16 protein-coding genes are annotated in these 19,980 nt (G+C 61.2%); all 16 read left to right on the top strand.

Annotated features, from left to right (window positions below):
* Window positions 1-190 precede the first annotated feature (190 nt).
* The 16 genes from KW842_RS20420 to murA all read left to right on the top strand — a co-directional run bounded on the left by KW842_RS20420 (window position 191) and on the right by murA (window position 19,978).
* Entirely contained in the window at window positions 191-3,322 is a 3,132-nt protein-coding gene (locus KW842_RS20420) for a DEAD/DEAH box helicase (protein WP_218305958.1), read from the top strand.
* A gap of 3 nt (window positions 3,323-3,325) precedes the next feature.
* A complete protein-coding gene (locus KW842_RS20415; RefSeq protein WP_218305957.1) occupies window positions 3,326-4,462 on the top strand; it encodes a PAS domain-containing sensor histidine kinase in 1,137 nt (378 codons plus the stop codon).
* 51 nt (window positions 4,463-4,513) lie between these two features.
* A complete protein-coding gene (locus tag KW842_RS20410; RefSeq protein WP_154357443.1) occupies window positions 4,514-5,194 on the top strand; it encodes a response regulator transcription factor in 681 nt (226 codons plus the stop codon).
* Window positions 5,195-5,299: 105 nt separating this feature from the next.
* Window positions 5,300-6,001 carry a transposase gene (locus KW842_RS20405; protein WP_218305956.1) on the top strand — a complete coding sequence of 234 codons (702 nt, stop codon included), beginning with the start codon at window positions 5,300-5,302 and terminating at the stop codon, window positions 5,999-6,001.
* A 139-nt stretch (window positions 6,002-6,140) separates the two neighbouring features.
* Complete coding sequence (locus KW842_RS20400) at window positions 6,141-10,865, top strand: glutamate synthase-related protein (protein WP_218305955.1); 4,725 nt, start codon at window positions 6,141-6,143, stop codon at window positions 10,863-10,865.
* A 33-nt stretch (window positions 10,866-10,898) separates the two neighbouring features.
* Window positions 10,899-12,362, top strand: coding sequence for a glutamate synthase subunit beta (locus KW842_RS20395; protein WP_218305954.1), 1,464 nt, complete (start codon window positions 10,899-10,901; stop codon window positions 12,360-12,362).
* 242 nt (window positions 12,363-12,604) lie between these two features.
* Window positions 12,605-13,408, top strand: coding sequence for an ABC transporter ATP-binding protein (locus tag KW842_RS20390; protein WP_218305953.1), 804 nt, complete (start codon window positions 12,605-12,607; stop codon window positions 13,406-13,408).
* Complete coding sequence (mlaE, locus tag KW842_RS20385; RefSeq protein WP_218305952.1) at window positions 13,405-14,190, top strand: lipid asymmetry maintenance ABC transporter permease subunit MlaE; 786 nt, start codon at window positions 13,405-13,407, stop codon at window positions 14,188-14,190. Before KW842_RS20390 ends, mlaE begins: the two co-directional genes overlap by 4 nt.
* A 40-nt stretch (window positions 14,191-14,230) precedes the next feature.
* Window positions 14,231-14,701: an outer membrane lipid asymmetry maintenance protein MlaD gene (mlaD, locus tag KW842_RS20380; protein WP_218305951.1), complete on the top strand. Its 471-nt coding sequence runs from the start codon at window positions 14,231-14,233 to the stop codon at window positions 14,699-14,701.
* On the top strand, window positions 14,698-15,492 hold the full coding sequence (locus tag KW842_RS20375; RefSeq protein ID WP_218305950.1) for a VacJ family lipoprotein: 795 nt from the start codon (window positions 14,698-14,700) through the stop codon (window positions 15,490-15,492). The genes mlaD and KW842_RS20375 overlap by 4 nt, the downstream gene beginning before the upstream one ends.
* Before the next feature lie 44 nt (window positions 15,493-15,536).
* Window positions 15,537-16,184 carry a phospholipid-binding protein MlaC gene (locus KW842_RS20370; protein WP_218305949.1) on the top strand — a complete coding sequence of 216 codons (648 nt, stop codon included), beginning with the start codon at window positions 15,537-15,539 and terminating at the stop codon, window positions 16,182-16,184.
* Window positions 16,185-16,193: 9 nt separating this feature from the next.
* Window positions 16,194-16,619, top strand: a complete 426-nt coding sequence (locus KW842_RS20365; RefSeq protein ID WP_218305948.1) for a lipid asymmetry maintenance protein MlaB — start codon at window positions 16,194-16,196, stop codon at window positions 16,617-16,619.
* A 170-nt stretch (window positions 16,620-16,789) separates the two neighbouring features.
* Window positions 16,790-17,704, top strand: coding sequence for an ABC transporter ATP-binding protein (locus KW842_RS20360; protein WP_218305947.1), 915 nt, complete (start codon window positions 16,790-16,792; stop codon window positions 17,702-17,704).
* Window positions 17,701-18,468 carry an ABC transporter permease gene (locus tag KW842_RS20355; protein ID WP_218305946.1) on the top strand — a complete coding sequence of 256 codons (768 nt, stop codon included), beginning with the start codon at window positions 17,701-17,703 and terminating at the stop codon, window positions 18,466-18,468. Before KW842_RS20360 ends, KW842_RS20355 begins: the two co-directional genes overlap by 4 nt.
* Window positions 18,469-18,488: 20 nt before the next feature.
* A complete protein-coding gene (locus tag KW842_RS20350; RefSeq protein ID WP_218305945.1) occupies window positions 18,489-18,725 on the top strand; it encodes a BolA family protein in 237 nt (78 codons plus the stop codon).
* A gap of 2 nt (window positions 18,726-18,727) precedes the next feature.
* Window positions 18,728-19,978, top strand: coding sequence for a UDP-N-acetylglucosamine 1-carboxyvinyltransferase (murA, locus tag KW842_RS20345; protein WP_218305944.1), 1,251 nt, complete (start codon window positions 18,728-18,730; stop codon window positions 19,976-19,978).
* Window positions 19,979-19,980 lie beyond the last annotated feature (2 nt).

Genomic DNA, 19,980 nt, shown 5'->3' with positions numbered 1-19,980 from the left:
GACAGACAAGCCCGGAATAATACGGCATCGTAGCCAAGTTGCCAGTCTTGACAGCCCAAAAGGACTGTGAACGTGGGCAAGCCCACTTTTATGGTCATGTTTTTAAAGAATACGTAAACACGAACGCTTCAATGGCGGATAATATTGCCTGTTGCCGTTTTTGAACCATCTTTGCCTAACAATGCGACCTATGGATTTTACCCGCGACGACGCCACTGATGCTCCAGCTGCTCCAGCACCGGCTGCTCCAACACGCCCCGCGCCGCCCGCGAATCAATTGTCCTATGCTGTGGCCACCTGGCTGCAGCGGGTGGATGCCGCAGCGCATCCCAAGGCCAAGCTGACCCCGCCGCCGGTCGACAACGATCCCAAACAAACCCAGTACAAGCTGATCTACGTGCTGGCGCCCACCAGCGGTGGCCGCCATGTGGCGCTGTGCCTGTACAAAGCCCGCTTGCGCCCGAATGGCGATGTGGCGGCGGCCAGTCCGGTCAGCGAAGTGTTTTCGCTGCTGTCGACGCCGCCGAGCTTCATGACGCCCAACGACGAGGACCTGATCCGCTTCTTCGTCGCCATGCGCAGCGGCCAGAATTCCCAGACCGGTTCGGCCACCGAGCCGCGCGGCAAGATCGGCGCGGCGCTGCTCGATATGCTGGCCCAGCAGGACAAGCTGCTGTGGGCAAACTCCTGGGCCGACGTCGGCAACGGCCTGGTCTATCCGCTCAAGGGCGGCGTGCTGCGCGAGGCCAACCTGGCCTGGCGCGAGGAGGGCAAGGGCCTGCGTCTCGGCTGGCAGGTGGCGCCGCCGCCGGGCGCCAAGCATGTCGGCGCCGATCAGGTCGACTACATGCTGCCGACCGATCCGCCGTGGTATATCGACAACCTGTCCTGCGGCGTGCTGCAACTGAACCAGGGCGGCACAGAAATTCCGCTGGCTGACCTGCAGGCGCTGGTCGCGCAGGCGCCGCTGCTGACCAATAACGACAAGATGCGGGTTTCCCAGCTGCTGCTGGCGCACGGCCTGCAAGGCCTGATGCCGCTGCCGCAGGCGCTGCCGCAGCGCATGCGCGATGACGTCAAGCCGCGTCCGGTACTGACGCTGGACTCGGCCATGCTGGCCGATGGCTCGGTCCAGCGCTGGAGCGATTTTGCCGTGCTGTCGTTTGATTATGACGGCGAGCGCGTGTCCTTCGACCCATCGCAGCGGGTGGTACGCCAGAAAGGCGACGTGACCGAGATCATCCAGCGCGACGCCGACGCTGAAGCGGATGCGCTGGCGCTGCTGAGCGGACGCCATTTCGTGGCGCCGACCACGCTGCCGCTAAGCAGCGTCAAGGGTGGCCTGCTGCTGCCGAGCCAGGCGGAATGGATACGCTTCGCCCGCGACGGCATCGCCGCGCTGAAGGAGGCAGGCTGGAAAATCGAAAAAACCGTCAAATACCGCTACGACACGGTGGCAGTCGGCGACTGGTACGCCGAGGTGGTGGAAGACGAGGCCGATGGCGGCCGTGCCTGGTTCGATCTGGAACTGGGCATCATGGTCAACCAGGAGCGTGTGCCGCTGCTGCCTTTGCTGGTGCAGCTGATCCGCAACGCACCCAACGATTTCAATCCGAAAGCCATCGCCAACCACAGCGAGGAAGACCAGATGCTGGCCACGCTGGCCGACGGCACCCGCGTCGCGCTGCCGTGGGGCCGGGTGCGGCCTATCCTGGCCACGCTGGGCGAGTTGTATTTCAGCGACAAGATCAAGCATTCGCTGCACATGGCCACGCTGGACGCCGCCCGCCTTGACGAGCTGGCGCGCAATGTGGAAATGAGCTGGACCGGCGGTGAGGAATTGCGCGATATGGGCGCCCGCCTGAATCAGTTTGGCGCGGTGAAACGGGTGGCCACGCCGGCCGGCCTGCAAGCCACGCTGCGCGACTATCAGACCGACGGCTTGTCGTGGATGCAGTTCCTGCGCGAATACGGCTTTGCCGGCATCCTGGCCGACGATATGGGCCTGGGTAAAACCGTGCAGACGCTGGCCCACATCCTGGTCGAGAAGGAAGCCGGCCGCCTGACCGCGCCGGCGCTGGTGATCGCGCCAACCAGCCTGATGGGCAACTGGCAGGAAGAAGCCGCGCGCTTTGCGCCGGGCCTGAAAGTGCTGCTGTTGCAGGGCAAGGACCGCATGGGCCAGTTCGACCAGATCGACGAGGCCGACCTGGTGCTGACTACCTACGCGCTGCTGCCGCGCGACGAGGAAAAACTGCGCGAGCACGATTTCCATCTGGTCATCCTCGATGAATCGCATTACATCAAGAACACCCGCTCGAAGGCTGCCCAGAGCGCCGGCCTGCTGCGTGCCCGCCATCGCCTGTGCCTGTCCGGTACGCCGCTGGAGAACCACCTGGGCGAGCTGTGGTCGCAATTCCACTTCCTGCTGCCCGGCCTGCTGGGCGACGAGAAGGGCTTCAACACCGTGTTCCGCCATCCGATCGAACGCCAGGATGATCCGCTGCGCCGGGCGCTGCTGAACCGCCGCATCAAACCCTTCCTGCTGCGCCGGACCAAGGACAGTGTAGCGAAAGAGCTGCCGCCGAAAACCGAGATGGTGCGCAAGGTCGAGCTGACCGGCGCCCAGCGCGACCTGTACGAAACCGTGCGCCTGGCGATGGACCAGAAAGTGCGTGAGGAAATCGACCGCAAGGGCGTGGCGCGCAGCCAGATCGTCATCCTGGAAGCGCTGCTCAAGCTGCGCCAGGTGTGCTGCGATCCGCGCCTGGTCAAGTCGACCACCAAGAAACAGCAGCAGGCCGGCTCGGCCAAGCTGGCCGACCTGATGCAGATGGTCGAGGACTTGCTGGAAGAGAAGCGCAAGATTCTGGTGTTCTCGCAGTTCACCAGCATGCTGGAGCTGATCGAGGAGGAACTGGAAGCGCGCGACATCCCGTACGCGCTGCTGACCGGCGACACCAAGGACCGCAGCGCCCAAGTGGCCGCCTTCCAGCAGGGCGCAGTGCCTATCTTCCTGATATCGTTGAAAGCCGGTGGCGTGGGCCTCAACCTGACCGCCGCCGATACCGTTATCCACTATGATCCGTGGTGGAATCCGGCCGCTGAAAATCAGGCCACCGACCGCGCCTGGCGGATTGGACAGGACAAGCCGGTGTTTGTGTATAAACTGATCGCCAAGGGCACGCTGGAAGAAAAGATCCAGGTCTTGCAGCAGAAAAAGTCCGATCTGGCGCAGTCCATCCTGGCCGAAGGCGAATCGCAGAAAATGGCGCTCACCCAGGAAGACTTGCAGCAAATCTTCGCACCTTTGGTGGAGTAATCAATGAGCGAGACGATAGCGGAACTCAAGGCGGCCTTACAGCAATCACTAGCCAACGAAGCCCGCTATCGGCTGCTGTTGGATCACAGCAGCGAAATCAGCTGGATGGCCGACTGCGCCACGCTGCGGCTAAGCTGGCTCAGCCCGGCGGCCGAACGGCAGTTCGGCTACACGCTGGACAGCGCGCAAGCACTGGCGTCCGGCCTGTTGCAAGACTTGCAGGCGCGGCTGGCGCGCTATGCCGACGGCGATCTGAGCCGTCGCCGGCTGTTGCGCGAAACCGAACTGGTGCACGCCGACGGCCGGACGGTGCCGGTGGAAATCGAATCCACGCTGATCCTGGACGAGCAGGGTGTGCCGGCCAGCGTGGTCGGTGTGGTGCGCGACCTGAGCGCGCGGCGCGAACTGGCCGCGCAGCAGAAAAAATTTGCCTCGATGCTGTCGCATGAATTCCGCACGCCACTGTCGACCATCGACGGCGCGGTGCAGCGGCTGGAAATGACCGGCGCCCATCACGACGAAGGCACGCGCAAGCGCTACCGCAAAATCCAGACCGCCGTCGACCGCATGCTGGCCATGCTGGACGAATACCTGTCGCCGGAGCGTATGGCCAGCATCGGCCGCGAGCGCCAACCCAATGAAATCAATCCGGCCAAGCTGCTGGAGGATGCCGCCGGGCAGGCGCGGGCGCGGCGCCAGTCCATCACGGTGCAAGTCGATGGCCTGCCGCCATGGATGCGCTGCGACCCTGCTGGCATGCGCTTGTGCCTGGAAATGTTGCTGGATAATGCAATAAAATACACAAGCGATAATATTCCGATAGAATTACTGGGCCGAATTGCAACAGAAGGTGGCGTCGAACTCCTGGTGCGCGATCATGGCGCCGGGATCGCGGCGGCGGAATTGCCGCATGTGTTCGATAAAGCCTTCCGTGGCAGCAATGCCGCAGGGGTGGCTGGATCGGGCTTGGGCCTGTATATGGCGCGTTCCATTGTCGATGTGCACGGCGGTACTGTTACGGCGAGAAATGTTTCTGAAAGCGGCATGGAATTTCGGATTTGGCTGCCGGTCGCAGCCAATGCCGGGAAAAAACTTGCGCGTGCAGAGGCCAGCAGTGATAATTCCCTAGACGCAAGTTAAGTGTTCCAGGTCTGGGCACAGCTGCTCAACAATTGAACGAATGGCGCATCAATGACGCAAATACTGATCGTGGAAGACAATCTGGACTATGCCGAGGAAATGGCAGAGTTTCTGACTGAACTTGAACACGAGGTGCATATCACCAATAACGCCAGCGACATGTGGTCGGCTCTGAGCCAGGGCAATGTCGGCGTGGTGGTGCTGGATCTGGGCCTCCCGGATGAAGATGGCTTCAACGTCATCCCGCGCATGCGTCAGCTGTATCCGCAAATCGGCCTGCTGGTGCTGACCGGCCGGGTCGCTTTCGACAACCGCATTCTGGGTCTGCGCCTGGGCGCGGACCACTATCTGACCAAGCCGATCAAATTCCCCGAGCTGGCAGCGCACATTGAGGCGCTGGACCGCCGTGTCGGCCCGCAGGAAACCGTGCCGCTGCCGAGCAAGTGGACACTGAAAGTGAGCGCTCGCCAACTGGAGCTGCAAGGGATGGCGATCACGCTGACCGAGAAGGAATGCAATTTCCTGCACCTGTTGACGATCAACACCCGTCCGGTGCCGCGCCAGGTGATTGTGGCCGGCATCGGTGGCGATGATCCGGACGCCGGCCGCCGCGTCGACATGCTGGTGTACCGCCTGCGCAAGAAGGCGCGTACCGGCCTGGGCCAGGATTTGCCGCTGCGCAGCGCTTACGGCGAGGGCTATAGCCTGTCCGCCAGCTTCAATCTGTCTTAACGGGGACAGAGTCGAGCCACAAATCTGTTGCGGGGATTTAATCGGGGACAGAGTAAGTCAACAAGGGTAGAATCGGGCTTCCGATCTGCCCTTTTTTATTTACGCATGGCCCGCCTACCCCGTTTAATCGTCCCGCACCAGCCGCACCACGTCATCCAGACCGGCGCCAACAACCAGGACGTATTCCTCGACACCGACGACTACCAAACCTTCCTCGGCTGGCTGCGCAGCGCCGCCAAAACCTATAAAGTCGCCATCCACGCCTATTGTCTGATGCCCAATCACCTGCATTTGCTGGTGACACCCTCCGACGACACCGGCCTGGGCCAGATGATGCAGTGGATAGGCCGCTACTACGTGCCCTATTTCAATCAAAAGTATGTCCGTAGTGGAACTTTGTGGAACGGACGCTACAAAACCTCGCTGATCGATGCCGATCAGTACTTCATGTTGTGCAGCCGTTACATCGAATTCAACCCGGTACGCAACGGCCTGGTCAGCCGCGCTGAGGATTATCCGTGGTCCAGCTACTGCCATCACGCCGGCATCCGCCCGGATGGCCTGGTCACTGACCACGCCAAGGTCTGGGAGTTGGGCAACACGCCATTCCAGCGGGAGGCCGCCTACAGCGCGCTGTCCGAGCCGGCGCTGACCGCCGAGGAAATCACATTAATCGGTAAATCCCTGCTGAAAGGCTGGCCGCTGGGCTCGCAGCAGTTCCAGACTGCGCTGCAGAACCGCGTCAAACGCCAGGTATTGCCGGCCAAACGCGGCCGGCCGTTCAAAATAAAGCCTGTCAGAGAATAGGGCATCACTCTGTCCCCAATTAAAAAAATAAGCTTCTGAGGAAAATTTAATTCGACTCCGACCCTAATTGTTATGCTTGAGGTTTACGCTGCGTTGCACTAACCTTGTTTTTCAAGCCAATCAGTTTTGGAGTTTAGCCATGGAAGCACAAGGTCTGTACGATCCGTCCAATGAACACGACGCCTGCGGCGTTGGTTTCGTCGCCCACATCAAGGGCAATAAGAGTCACTCGATTGTGGAACAGGGTCTGCTGATCTTGAAGAACCTCGATCACCGGGGCGCAGTCGGTGCGGACCCGCTGATGGGCGACGGCGCCGGCATCCTGATCCAGATCCCGGACCAGTACTACCGCGACGAAATGGCCAAGCAAGGCGTGGAACTGCCGCCGCCAGGCGAATACGGCGTCGGCATGGTGTTCCTGCCGAAAGAAAACGCTTCCCGCATCGCTTGCGAACAGGAAATCGAACGCGCCGTGCGCGCCGAAGGCCAGGTGGTGCTCGGCTGGCGTAATGTACCGGTCGACTGTGACATGCCGATGTCGCCGACCGTGCGCGCCAAGGAACCGGTGATACGCCAGATCTTCATCGGCCGTGGCGCCGACATCATGGTGACCGACGCGCTGGAGCGCAAGCTGTATGTGATCCGCAAATCGTCGGGCCACGCCATCCAGGCACTGAACCTGATACACGGCAAAGAATTCTTCGTGGCCTCGCTGTCGGCCCGCACCATCGTCTACAAAGGCCTGCTGCTGGCCGACCAGGTGGGCGTCTACTACCGCGACCTGCAAGATGCGCGCTGCGTGTCGGCGCTGGCGCTGGTGCACCAGCGTTTCTCGACCAACACCTTCCCTGAATGGCCGCTGGCCCACCCATACCGCCTGATCGCCCACAACGGCGAGATCAACACCGTCAAAGGCAACTTCAACTGGATGCGCGCCCGCGAAGGCGTGATGAAGTCGGCTGTGCTGGGCGACGACCTGAAAAAACTCTTCCCGCTGATCTACGAAGGCCAGTCGGACACCGCCTGCTTCGACAACGCGCTGGAACTGCTGCTGATGGCAGGCTACCCGCTGGCCCAGGCAATGATGATGATGATTCCTGAAGCCTGGGAAAATCACGGCACGATGGACGACAATCGCCGCGCGTTCTACGAATATCACGCCGCCATGATGGAACCATGGGACGGCCCGGCCGCCATGGCCTTCACCGACGGCCGCTACATCGGCGGCACGCTGGACCGCAACGGCTTGCGCCCAGCGCGCTACATCGTCACTGACGACGACCTGGTGGTGATGGCCTCGGAATCCGGCGTGCTGCCGATTCCAGAGTCGAAAATCATCCAGAAATGGCGTCTGCAGCCAGGCAAGATGTTCCTGATCGACCTGGAAGCTGGCCGCATCATCGACGACAAAGAGCTGAAAGACACCTACGCCAACGCCAAGCCATACAAGGCATGGATTAACGCGGTGCGTATCAAGCTCAACGAAATCAAGCTGAGCGAAAGCCAGCTGGCGCACAACCGCGCCAAGGACAAGCCGGCCGCCGGCGAAAAAGCCGTGCCGTCGCTGCTGGACCGCCAGCAAGCCTTTGGCTACACCCAGGAAGACATCAAGTTCCTGATGGCGCCGATGGCCGCCGCCGGCGAGGAGGCCACCGGCTCGATGGGCAATGACTCGCCGCTGGCCGTCATGTCCAACAAGCTGAAGCCGCTGTATTCCTACTTCAAGCAGCTGTTCGCCCAGGTGACCAACCCGCCGATCGACCCGATCCGCGAAGCGATGGTGATGTCGCTGGTGTCGTTCATCGGCCCGAAACCGAACCTGCTGGACACCAACAACGTCAACCCGCCGATGCGCCTGGAAGTGTCGCAGCCTATCCTGGGCTTCGACGATATGGAGCGCCTGCGCAACATCAGCCTGCACACCGGCGGCAAGTTCAAGTCGTATGAGCTGAGCATCTGCTATCCGCTGGCCTGGGGCAAGGAAGGCGTCGAAGCCTGCCTGGCCTCGCTGTGCGCGGAAGCCGTGGATGCGGTGAAATCCGGCCATAACATCCTGATCGTGTCGGACCGCAGCGTCGGCCCGGACCGTGTGGCGATCCCGGCACTGCTGGCCACCTCGACCGTTCACCAGCACCTGGTCAGCAAAGGCCTGCGCGCCTCGACCGGCCTGGTGGTGGAAACCGGCTCGGCCCGCGAGACCCATCACTTCGCCCTGCTGGCCGGCTATGGCGCGGAAGCGATCCACCCCTACCTGGCAATGGAAACCCTGGCTGACATGGCTGCTGGCCTGCCAGGCGATATGTCGGCCGAAAAAGCCATCTACAACTTCACCAAGGCGGTCGGCAAAGGCCTGATGAAGGTAATGTCGAAGATGGGCATCTCGACCTATATGTCGTACTGCGGCGCGCAGATCTTTGAAGCGGTCGGCCTGAACAAGTCGCTGGTCAATAAATACTTCCGTGGCACCGCCTCCAACGTGGAAGGCATCGGTGTGTTTGAAGTGGCGGAAGAAGCGTTGCGCCTGCACAACCTGGCCTTCGGCGACGATCCGGTGCTGGCCAAGCACCTGGACGCAGGCGGCGAGTACGCCTTCCGCGTGCGCGGCGAAGACCACCTGTGGACCCCGGACGCGATCGCCAAGCTGCAACACTCGACCCGCGCCAACAATTTCTCCAGCTATAAAGAGTATGCGCAGATCATCAACGACCAGAGCAAGCGCCATCTGACGCTGCGCGGCCTGTTCGAGTTCAAGATCGATCCGACCAAGGCAATTCCGCTGGATGAAGTCGAGCCAGCCAAAGAAATCGTCAAGCGTTTCGCCACCGGCGCAATGTCGATGGGTTCGATTTCGACCGAAGCCCACGCCACGCTGGCCGTCGCCATGAACCGCATCGGCGGCAAGTCCAACACCGGTGAAGGTGGCGAAGATCCATCGCGCTACACCATGGAGCTGAAAGGCATCAAGATCAAGCAGGGCGAGACCATGGGTTCCATCATGGGCAAAGACCAGATGGTGGTGGATATTCCGCTGCTGGAAGGCGACTCGCTGCGCTCGCGCATCAAGCAGGTGGCGTCCGGCCGTTTCGGCGTGACCGCTGCTTACCTGAGCTCGGCCGACCAGATCCAGATCAAGATGGCGCAGGGCGCCAAGCCAGGCGAAGGCGGCCAGCTGCCAGGCCACAAGGTGTCGGAATACATCGCTACGCTGCGCTTCTCGGTGCCGGGCGTGGGCCTGATTTCGCCGCCGCCGCACCACGATATTTATTCGATTGAAGATCTGGCGCAGCTGATCCACGATCTGAAGAACGCCAATCCGCGCGCTTCGATCTCGGTCAAGCTGGTGTCGGAAGTGGGTATCGGCACGGTTGCCGCAGGTGTCACCAAGGCCAAGGCCGACCACGTGGTGGTCGCAGGCCATGACGGCGGCACCGGCGCTTCGCCGCTGTCTTCGGTCAAGCACGCCGGCACCCCATGGGAGCTGGGCCTGGCTGAAACCCAGCAGACGCTGGTGCTGAACGGCCTGCGCAGCCGGATTCGGGTACAAGCAGATGGCCAGATGCGTACCGGCCGCGACGTAGTCATCGCCGCCATGCTGGGCGCCGACGAAATCGGCTTCGCCACCGCACCGCTGGTGGTGGAAGGCTGCATCATGATGCGCAAATGCCACCTGAACACCTGCCCGGTCGGCGTTGCGACGCAAGATCCGGTACTGCGCGCCAAGTTCTCCGGCAAGCCTGAGTATGTGGTCAACTACTTCTTCTTCGTTGCCGAAGAAGCGCGCCAGCTGATGGCCCAGCTGGGCATCCGCAGCTATGACGAGCTGATCGGCCGTGTCGACTTGCTGGACAAGTCGAAAGCCATCTCGCACTGGAAAGCCAAGGGCCTGGACTTCAGCAATATCTTCTACCAGCCGGAAGTGCAGGAAGGCCATTCGATCTACCACACCATGGAGCAGGATCACGGCCTCGACAAGGCACTCGACCACAAGCTGATCGCCCAGGCCAAAGCGGCGCTGGAAAAAGGCGAGCGCGTATCCTTCATCTCGCCGGTGAAAAACCTGAACCGCACCGTGGGCACCATGCTGTCGGGCGAAGTGGCCAAGCGCTACGGCCACGCCGGCTTGCCGGACGACACCATCCACATCCAGCTGCAAGGCACGGCTGGCCAGTCGGCCTGCGCCTTCCTGGCACACGGCATCACCATCGATCTGGTGGGCGAGGGTAACGACTATGTGGGCAAGGGCTTGTCGGGCGGCCGCATCATCGTGCGTCCGAATACCGAGTTCCGTGGCTGGGCGGTCAACAACATCATCATCGGTAATACCGTGCTGTATGGCGCGATTGCCGGTGAAGCTTTCTTCAACGGCGTGGCCGGCGAGCGCTTCGCGGTGCGTAACTCGGGCGCCACCGCCATTGTCGAAGGCACTGGCGATCACGGTTGCGAATACATGACCGGCGGCACCGTCGTCGTGCTGGGCAATACTGGCCGTAACTTCGCTGCAGGCATGTCGGGCGGTATCGCTTATGTCTACGATCCGGACGGCGATTTCGAAACGCGCTGCAACACCGCGATGGTGACGCTGGAGCGCGTGCTGAGCGCCAAGGAGCAGTCGGTGGACAGCGCCACCTTCCACGTACAGCACAAAGACCATGGCCGCGAGGCCGATGAAGTGATCCTGAAGCGTTTGATCGAGCGTCACTTCAAGCACACCGGCAGCACGCGCGCGCGCCTGTTGCTGGATAACTGGGCCGAAGGCCGCAGCAAGTTCGTCAAGGTATTCCCAAGCGAATACAAACGCGCTCTGGCTGAAATGGCCGAAGACGTGGCGAACGAAGCCGCATCCGCTCAACCAGTTGCTGCTTAAGCCAGCGTTACAAGATTACGAAGGAAAAATATCGTGGGTAAAATCACCGGCTTCATGGAATTCCAGCGTCAGGAAGAAAGCTATCTGCCGCCAGCGACGCGCCTGAAAAACTACGCGGAATTCGTCATTCCGCTGACTAACGAGCAAGCCAAAGTCCAGGGCGCGCGCTGCATGGATTGCGGCATCCCGTTCTGCAACAACGGCTGCCCGGTCAACAACATCATCCCGGACTGGAACGATCTGGTCTATCGCGGCAATTACCGCGAAGCGCTGGACACGCTGCACTCGACCAACAACTTCCCGGAATTCACCGGCCGCATCTGCCCGGCGCCGTGTGAGGCAGCCTGTACCCTGGGCATCAGTGAAGATCCGGTCGGCATCAAGTCGATCGAACACAAGATCATCGACGAAGGCTGGGAACACGGCTGGGTCGTGCCACAGCCGCCAAGCAAGCAGACCGGCAAGAAAGTCGCCGTGGTCGGCTCGGGTCCTGCCGGCCTGGCCGCCGCCCAGCAGCTGGCGCGCGCTGGCCACGCGGTCACCGTGTTTGAAAAATCCGACCGCGTCGGTGGCCTGCTGCGCTACGGCATTCCCGACTTCAAGATGGAAAAGTCGCACATCGACCGCCGCGTCAAGCAGATGGAAGCCGAAGGCGTGACCTTCCGCACCAGCGTGCTGATCGGCAAAGACTTCCCGGCCAACGTCAACAACTGGGCCAAGGAAACCATTTTCCCTGAAGACCTGCAAAAAGATTTCGACGCAGTCGTGCTGGCCGGCGGTGCGGAAGCTCCGCGCGATCTGCCGGTACCGGGCCGCGAGCTGAAAGGCGTGCACTTCGCCATGGACTTCCTGCCGCAGCAAAACAAGGTCAACGCCGGCGACAAGCTGAAAGACCAGATCAAGGCTACTGGCAAGCATGTGATCGTCATCGGCGGCGGCGATACCGGTTCCGACTGCGTCGGCACCTCGAATCGCCACGGCGCCGCTTCGGTCACCCAGTTCGAACTGATGCCGATGCCGCCGGAGCAAGAGAACAAGCCGCTGGTCTGGCCTTACTGGCCAACCAAGCTGCGCACCTCCTCGTCGCACGAGGAAGGCTGCGAGCGCGACTGGGCGGTTGCCACCAAGCGCCTGGAAGGCAAGGGCGGCAAGCTGGAAAAACTGGTGGCCTGCCGCGTCGAATGGAAAGACGGCAAAATGACCGAAGTGCCGAACTCGGAATTCGAAATGAAGGCCGATCTGGTATTCCTGGCCATGGGCTTCGTGTCGCCGGTCGCCAATATCCTGGACGCTTTCTCGGTCGATAAAGATGCACGCGGCAACGCCAAAGCCAGCACCGATGGCGAAGGCTGCTACCAGACTTCCGTGAAAAAAGTATTTGCCGCCGGCGACATGCGCCGTGGCCAATCGCTGGTGGTATGGGCGATCCGCGAAGGCCGCCAGTGCGCGCGCGCGGTCGATGAGTTCCTGATGGGCAGTTCCGAGTTGCCACGCTAAGCTCAAGCGTGGCGTCAGGCTCGGCCTGATTCCTGCCGGATACGGATGGGTGATCCCCGACTGTATCCGGTTTTTTTATTTGCAGCGCGGTGAATGTAACAATTAGTGCTTGATGTAAATTGCTGACTTTGGGTTCAGTAGTGTTGTATTATCTGCTACCCACTGTCGGCTCTTCATGGGCCCTTCAGCAGAGATTGACCTTTCTGCACTACAATACGGCATTCCAAAAAATGAGTTCAGTCGTGCCTAATCTAGTCGAAATTCGTGACCTACACTTCTCCTATGGCAAGCGGGCGATCCTGTCCGGCTTGAATATGGACTTCCCGCGCGGGAAAGTGATCGCGGTCATGGGCGGCTCGGGCAGCGGCAAGACCACGGTGCTGCGTCTGATCGGCGGCCAGCTGCGTCCGCAGAAGGGCCATGTCAAGGTGCAGGGCCAGGTGGTGCACAAGCTGAATACCTCCGGCCTGTATCTGCTGCGCCGCAAGATGGGCATGCTGTTCCAGCACGGCGCCTTGTTTACCGATCTGAGCGTATTCGAGAACGTCGCCTTTCCGTTGCGCGAGCATACCGATCTGCCGGAAGAACTGATCCGCAACCTGGTGCTGATGAAGCTGCAAGCCGTGGGCCTGCGCAATGCCGCCAAGCTGAAGCCGGGTGAAATCTCTGGCGGCATGGCGCGCCGCGTGGCGCTGGCGCGTTCGATCGCGCTGGACCCGGAACTGATTATGTATGACGAGCCGTTCGCCGGCCTCGATCCGATCTCGATGGGCGTGACCGCCAACCTGATCCGCAACCTGAATACGGCGCTGGGCTCGACCACGATTCTGGTGTCGCACGACGTCAAGGAGAGCTTTGCCATCGCCGACTATGTTTATTTCCTGTCGCAAGGCAAGATCGTTGCGCACGGCACGCCGGCCGACATGCTGGTCTCGACCGACCCGTATGTAAAGCAGTTTGTCCACGCGGAAGCGGACGGTCCGGTGCCGTTCCATTATCCAGGCAAGTCCCTGGCCGACGATCTGGGCCTGGGAGTGCAAGTATGAGTGTTAAAACCTGGTTATCCAATCTGGGCGCGCCGCTGCGCGACTATATTGAGAGCATAGGCTATGGCGCGCGCGCCTTCGCCAATCTGCTGAGCGTTTCGCCCGGACTGCTGAAGCGGCCGCGCCTGGTGGTCGAGCAGCTGCATTTCATCGGTAATTACTCGATGCTCATCATCACCCTGTCCGGCCTGTTCGTCGGCATGGTGCTGGGTCTGCAGGGTTACACCACGCTCAATAAATATGGCGCCGAGCAGTCGCTGGGCGTGCTGGTGGCGCTGGGCCTGACCCGCGAACTGGGCCCGGTGATCACCGCGCTGCTGTTTGCCGGCCGCGCCGGTACCTCGCTGACGGCGGAAATCGGCCTGATGAAGGCTGGCGAGCAGCTGTCGGCGATGGAAATGATGGCGGTCAACCCGATCCAGCGCGTGCTGGCGCCGCGCTTCTGGGCCGGCGCGCTGGCGGTGCCGCTGCTGGCGTCCGTGTTTAGCGCGGTCGGCGTGCTGGGCGGCTGGCTGGTCGGCGTGCAGCTGATCGGCGTCGATGACGGCGCGTTCTGGTCGCAAATGCAGGCCAGTGTCGACATCTGGAACGATATTTACAACGGCTTCATCAAGAGCGTGGTGTTTGGCATCGCGATTACCTTCATCGCCCTGTACCAGGGCTATGAAGCGCAGCCGACGCCGGAAGACGTGGCGCGCGCCACCACCCGCACCGTCGTGATCTCATCGCTGACGATCTGGTGGCTGGACTTCATGATGACGGCGCTGATGTTCAGCAAGTAATCAGCAAGCAATACAAGATAAGAAACTGAGGAAGAATAATATGCAACGCAAATCTCTGGATATCTGGGTCGGCCTGTTCATTGTCATCGGCGTATGCGCGCTGATGTTCCTGGCGCTCAAGGTCGGCAGCATGAACTCGCTGTCGTTCGGCAAGTCCTACGCGATCACCGCCAAGTTCGACAATATCGGCAGCCTGCGCCCGCAAGCGGCGGTCAAGGCTTCCGGCGTGGTGGTCGGCCGTGTGGGAGAGATCAAGTTTGATGACAAGAGCTACCAGGCGCTGGTAACCTTGAATATGGAAGAAAATTACAAATTCCCTAAGGACAGCTCGGCCAAGATTCTGACCGCCGGCCTGCTGGGCGAACAGTACGTCGGCATTGAAGCCGGCGGCGACACCAACAATCTGGCGTCCGGCGACAAGATCGCCCGCACCCAGTCGGCTGCCGTGCTGGAAGACCTGATCAATCAGTTCATCTATAGCAAGGCCGCAGAAGGAAAGGACGATAAATGATCCGCACTACCAAGGCATTCCGCCAGGCCGCGCTGGCGCTGGGCGTCACCGTGATGCTGGCCGGCTGCGCCGGTCCGAACCCGCGCGACCCGTACGAAAGCTACAACCGCGCCATGTTCAACTTCAACGATACGGTCGATACCTATGCGCTGAAACCAGTGGCCACCGGCTACAAGAACGTCACGCCGCAGTTTGTGCAGACTGGCGTCAGTAACTTCTTCGGTAATCTGGGCGACGCCTGGACCGCGATCAATCAATTGCTGCAAGGCAATGGCGAAGCCGGCATGTCGGATGTCAGCCGTTTCGCGCTGAACTCGACGCTGGGCGTGCTGGGCCTGTTCGATATCGCTTCGGAAGCCGGTTTGCCGAAACACAAGGAAGACTTCGGCCAGACGCTGGGCGTGTGGGGCGTGCAGTCCGGCCCGTACCTGGTGCTGCCGCTGCTGGGGCCGTCCACCGTGCGTGACACGGTGGCGCTGCCGGCCGACATCGCCGGCGACATCTGGCGCTACAAGGATCCGGTCAATGTGCGCAACATCGGCACCGTGGTGCGCGTGGTCGATACCCGCGCCAGCCTGCTGGACGCTTCCTCGCTGCTGGAAGACGCGGCGCTGGACCGCTACGAGTTCCTGCGCGACGGTTATATGCAGCGCCGCGAGAGCCAGGTGCACCCGGATGGCGACGATGCGCCACGTAAATCGAAAAAAGATGATACTGGTGAAACTTCTGCACCGGTGTCATCCGAACCGGCCGCAAAAGAGTTAAACTCCGGCACACCGGCTGCGAACTGAACGCCAGCCTGTGACCCGAAGAACCACTCATAAGGCATAAAAAAATGAAATTTATTAAACAATTGATTGCTTTGGCAACTGTTTCGCTGGCCTTCAACGCCCACGCTGCGGCGCCCGCCAATGAAGCTCCTGATGCGCTGGTCAAGCGCATCAGCCAGGACGTGATCGAAACCGCCAAGGCGGACAAGGCGATCCAGGCTGGCGACACCAAGAAGGTCATTGACCTGGTCGAAACCAAGATCCTGCCGTACGTCGATTTCCAGCGCATGACCGCGCTGGCGGCCGGCCGTTTCTGGCGCGACGCTACCCCTGACCAGCAAAAAGCGCTGACCGAACAGTTCCGCGCGCTGCTGGTGTTTACCTACTCGGGCGCGCTGTCGCAAGTGAAAGACCAGACCATCGACTTCAAGCCGCTGCGCGCTGATCCTACCGACACCGAAGTGGAAGTCCGCTCGCAGGTCAATATGCCGCGCGGCGAACCAATCCCGCTGAACTACCGCGTCGCCAAGGGCCCGACCGGCTGGAAGATCTACGACATCAACGTGCTGGGCGCGTGGCTGGTCGAGACCTACAAAGGCACGTTCGCTTCCGAAATCAGCAAAGGCGGCATGGACGGCCTGATCAAGGCGCTGACCGAGAAAAACAAAAAGCTCGCCAGCAAGCCACTGAACACCAACGCACCTAAGAAGTAATTCGACATCATGTCCAACGTTGTTACCGAAGCTACCGACAACCTGCAGTCGCTCACATCCCTGACCGTGCTCAACGCCACAGCGGCGCTGGAGCGTGGCTATGCCGCCCTCAAGGCCGGCCAGACCGTGTTCGACCTGCGCCATGTGTTGACGGTGGATTCGGTGGCAGTGTCGGTGATGCTGTCGTGGCAGCGCGCCGCGCAGGACGCCGGCATTCAGCTGCAGCTGAAAAACCTGCCGCCGGCGCTGCAAAGCCTGACCAAGCTGTATGGCGTGTGCTCGCTGCTGTTCCCGACCGAGGTCAAGCTTGACTCGGACTGCGGCGCCGCCAGCAACCCGGCGCACGACGAGTTTGCCCCGGTGCGCGCGCCGGAATCGGTCTTCACCGAGAAGACCGCCGTGGCCGGCGACTCCGCCGCCCACCATCACCATTGACCCCCGCCCCACCCCGCCGCCCGCAGTAATAACTGCGTAAATCCCCGGTCCGGCTCGGACCGATTGAAATTCCAATATAATTGAACGTTGCCGCAACCGCAGTGTTGTGGCGTCCGCGATACCTTCCCGCGCGCCGGCCCGGCCGCCGCAACCTTATAGATAAGTCAAGCATGACAGCAATCCAAATTAGCAATGTCGAAAAGCGCTACAAGTCGTTGCAGGCGCTGGGCGGCGTGTCCCTGAATATTGAAGAGGGCGAGTTTTTCGGCCTGCTCGGCCCGAACGGCGCCGGCAAGACCACGCTGATCTCCATCATCGCCGGCCTGATCCGGCCGGACGACGGCACGGTCAAGATTCATGGTCATGACGTGGTCAGCGATTTCCGCCAGGCGCGCCGCAACCTGGGCGTGGTGCCGCAGGAACTGGTATTCGACCCGTTCTTCACCGTGCGCGAAACGCTGCGCCTGCAATCCGGCTACTTCGGCCTGAAAAACAACGACGCCTGGATCGACGAGGTGATGCACAACCTCGACCTGACCAACAAGGCCGACACCAATATGCGCGCGCTGTCGGGCGGCATGAAGCGGCGGGTGCTGGTGGCACAGGCGCTGGTGCACAAGCCGCCGGTGATCGTGCTGGATGAACCGACCGCCGGCGTCGACGTCGAGCTGCGCCAGACGCTGTGGAAATTCATCTCGCGCCTCAACCGCGAAGGCCACACCGTGGTGCTGACCACCCACTACCTGGAAGAAGCGCAGGCGATGTGCAAGCGCGTCGCCATGCTCAAGCTGGGCAAGGTGGTGGCACTGGACTCGATGGCCTCGCTGATCCGCCGCATCTCCGGCTCGCAGCTGATCGTCAACATGACCCACGGCGAGCTGCCGGAAGAACTGCGTCATCTGATCACGCATCCGGAAATCTCCGAGCACGGCAAGAAGTACAGCCTGCGCATCAACGAATACGCTGAAGTCGAGCAAATCCTGAAACGCCTGCGCGAATCGGGCGCCATCATCGACGAAATGCAACTGCAACAAGCGGATCTGGAAGACATCTTCTTGCAGATCATGGACAAGGGTACTGTATGAACTTCATCTCCGCCGGCTTCCGCACGCTGGTTTACAAGGAATCGCTGCGCTTCTGGAAAGTCGCCACGCAGACCATCGCCGCGCCCATCCTGACCGCGATGCTGTATCTGCTGATCTTCGGCCATGTGCTGGAAGGCCGTGTCACCGTCTACGATGGCGTCAGCTATACCGCCTTCCTGATACCGGGCCTGGTGATGATGAGCGTGTTGCAGAACGCCTTCGCCAACTCCTCGTCTTCGCTGATCCAGTCCAAAATCACCGGCAACCTGGTGTTTGTGCTGCTGACGCCTTTGTCGCACTGGGAAATCTTCTCGGCCTATGTGATCGCCGCCATGGTGCGCGGCCTGGCCGTGGGCCTGGGCGTGTTCATCGTGACGTCGTGGTTTGCGCACCTGTCGTTCAGCGCGCCGCTGTGGATACTGGTGTTCGCGCTGCTGGGCGCCGCCATCCTCGGCACCATGGGCCTGATCGCCGGCATCTGGGCCGAGAAATTCGACCAGCTGGCCGCCTTCCAGAACTTCCTGATCATGCCGCTGACGTTCCTGTCCGGCGTGTTCTACTCGATCCATTCGCTGCCATCGTTCTGGCTGACGGTGTCGCACCTGAATCCGTTCTTCTACATGATCGACGGTTTCCGTTACGGCTTCTTCGGCCAGTCCGATGTCAATCCGCTGGTGAGTGTGGCCATTGTTTCCGGCTTCCTCGTCGCGTTGTCGCTGCTGGCGATCCGCTTGCTGCGCAGCGGCTATCGTCTGCGTCACTAATTTAGGTAAGGAACTCCATCATGGTTACGACCCCAGAACTGATCCACGGCTACATCAAGGCCGGTCTCGAATGCACCCACCTCGAAGTCGATGGCGATGGCCAGCACTTCGAGGCGGTGATTGTTTCGCCGGCGTTTGCAGGCAAGCGTTTGATTCAGCGCCACCAGCTGGTGTACGCTGCATTGGGCGACCGCATGCGTGAGGAAATCCACGCGCTGTCGATGAAAACCCTCACCCCTGAAGAATACCAAGGATAAGCATGGACAAGCTTCTGATTCAAGGCGGCACCCGCCTGCAAGGCGACATCACCATTTCCGGCGCGAAGAACGCCGCCCTGCCTATCCTGTGCGCGGGCCTGCTGACCGCCGGCGATCTGGAGCTGTCCAATGTGCCGCACCTGCACGACGTGTCGACCATCCTCAAGCTGCTCGGCGAAACCGGCCTGAAAGTCACGCAGGACAACGACAAGGTCACGCTGAATGGCAGCGCCATCACCAAGCTGGAAGCGCCGTACGACCTGGTGAAAACCATGCGCGCCTCGATCCTGGTGCTGGGCCCATTGCTGGCGCGCTTCGGCGAAGCCAAGGTGTCGCTGCCGGGCGGCTGCGCCATCGGTTCGCGTCCGGTCGACCAGCACATCAAGGGCCTGCAAGCGCTGGGCGCCGACATCACCGTGGAAGGCGGCTACATCTACGCCAAGTGCGCCAAGCTGAAAGGCGCGCGCATCGTCACCGACATGATCACCGTGACCGGCACCGAAAACCTGCTGATGGCCGCCACGCTGGCCGAAGGCGAGACCGTGCTGGAAAACGCCGCCTGCGAACCGGAAGTGACCGACCTGGCCAACCTGCTGGTGGCGATGGGCGCCAAGATCGACGGTATCGGTACCAACCGCTTGGTCATTCAAGGCGTCAGCGAGCTGCATGGCGCCAAACACGCCGTGATCTCGGACCGTATCGAAGCGGCGACCTTCCTGTGCGCGGTGGCTGCCACCGGTGGCGACATCACCATCCGCAACACCCGCGTCGACATCATGGACGCCGCGCTGGACAAGCTGCGCGAGATCGGCCTGCAACTGACCATCGGCGACAACTGGATACGCGCACAGATGGACAAGCGTCCGCACGCCGTGACCTTCCGCACCACCGAATACCCTGGCTTCCCGACCGACATGCAAGCGCAGTTCATGGCGGTGAACACCATCGCCGACGGCGCCAGCCGCGTAACGGAAACCATTTTTGAAAACCGCTTCATGCACGTCCAGGAGATGAACCGCCTGGGCGCGCAAATTGAAACCGATGGCAACACCGCCTTTATCAAAGGCGTGGAACAGCTGGTTGGCGCGCCTGTGATGGCGACCGACCTGCGTGCATCCGCTTCGCTGGTGATCGCCGGCCTGGCAGCGCGCGGTGAAACGCTGATCGACCGCATCTATCACCTGGACCGCGGCTACGATCAGATGGAAGTCAAACTCTCCGCCGTAGGCGCCAACATCAAGCGAATCAAGTAAAA

The organism is Duganella sp. sic0402 (genome assembly GCF_019219065.1).
Classification (GTDB): domain Bacteria; phylum Pseudomonadota; class Gammaproteobacteria; order Burkholderiales; family Burkholderiaceae_D; genus Rugamonas.
This window is presented reverse-complemented; position numbering and strand designations above follow the sequence as displayed.

What these genes read in the sequence shown, in the direction of transcription:
- KW842_RS20420 (WP_218305958.1), top strand. Translation starts at nt 191, where the DNA reads ATGGATTTTACCCGCGACGACGCCACTGATGCTCCAGCTGCTCCAGCA.
- KW842_RS20415 (WP_218305957.1), top strand. Translation starts at nt 3,326, where the DNA reads ATGAGCGAGACGATAGCGGAACTCAAGGCGGCCTTACAGCAATCACTA.
- KW842_RS20410 (WP_154357443.1), top strand. Translation starts at nt 4,514, where the DNA reads ATGACGCAAATACTGATCGTGGAAGACAATCTGGACTATGCCGAGGAA.
- KW842_RS20405 (WP_218305956.1), top strand. Translation starts at nt 5,300, where the DNA reads ATGGCCCGCCTACCCCGTTTAATCGTCCCGCACCAGCCGCACCACGTC.
- KW842_RS20400 (WP_218305955.1), top strand. Translation starts at nt 6,141, where the DNA reads ATGGAAGCACAAGGTCTGTACGATCCGTCCAATGAACACGACGCCTGC.
- mlaE (WP_218305952.1), top strand. Translation starts at nt 13,405, where the DNA reads ATGAGTGTTAAAACCTGGTTATCCAATCTGGGCGCGCCGCTGCGCGAC.
- mlaD (WP_218305951.1), top strand. Translation starts at nt 14,231, where the DNA reads ATGCAACGCAAATCTCTGGATATCTGGGTCGGCCTGTTCATTGTCATC.
- KW842_RS20375 (WP_218305950.1), top strand. Translation starts at nt 14,698, where the DNA reads ATGATCCGCACTACCAAGGCATTCCGCCAGGCCGCGCTGGCGCTGGGC.
- KW842_RS20370 (WP_218305949.1), top strand. Translation starts at nt 15,537, where the DNA reads ATGAAATTTATTAAACAATTGATTGCTTTGGCAACTGTTTCGCTGGCC.
- KW842_RS20365 (WP_218305948.1), top strand. Translation starts at nt 16,194, where the DNA reads ATGTCCAACGTTGTTACCGAAGCTACCGACAACCTGCAGTCGCTCACA.
- KW842_RS20360 (WP_218305947.1), top strand. Translation starts at nt 16,790, where the DNA reads ATGACAGCAATCCAAATTAGCAATGTCGAAAAGCGCTACAAGTCGTTG.
- KW842_RS20355 (WP_218305946.1), top strand. Translation starts at nt 17,701, where the DNA reads ATGAACTTCATCTCCGCCGGCTTCCGCACGCTGGTTTACAAGGAATCG.
- KW842_RS20350 (WP_218305945.1), top strand. Translation starts at nt 18,489, where the DNA reads ATGGTTACGACCCCAGAACTGATCCACGGCTACATCAAGGCCGGTCTC.
- murA (WP_218305944.1), top strand. Translation starts at nt 18,728, where the DNA reads ATGGACAAGCTTCTGATTCAAGGCGGCACCCGCCTGCAAGGCGACATC.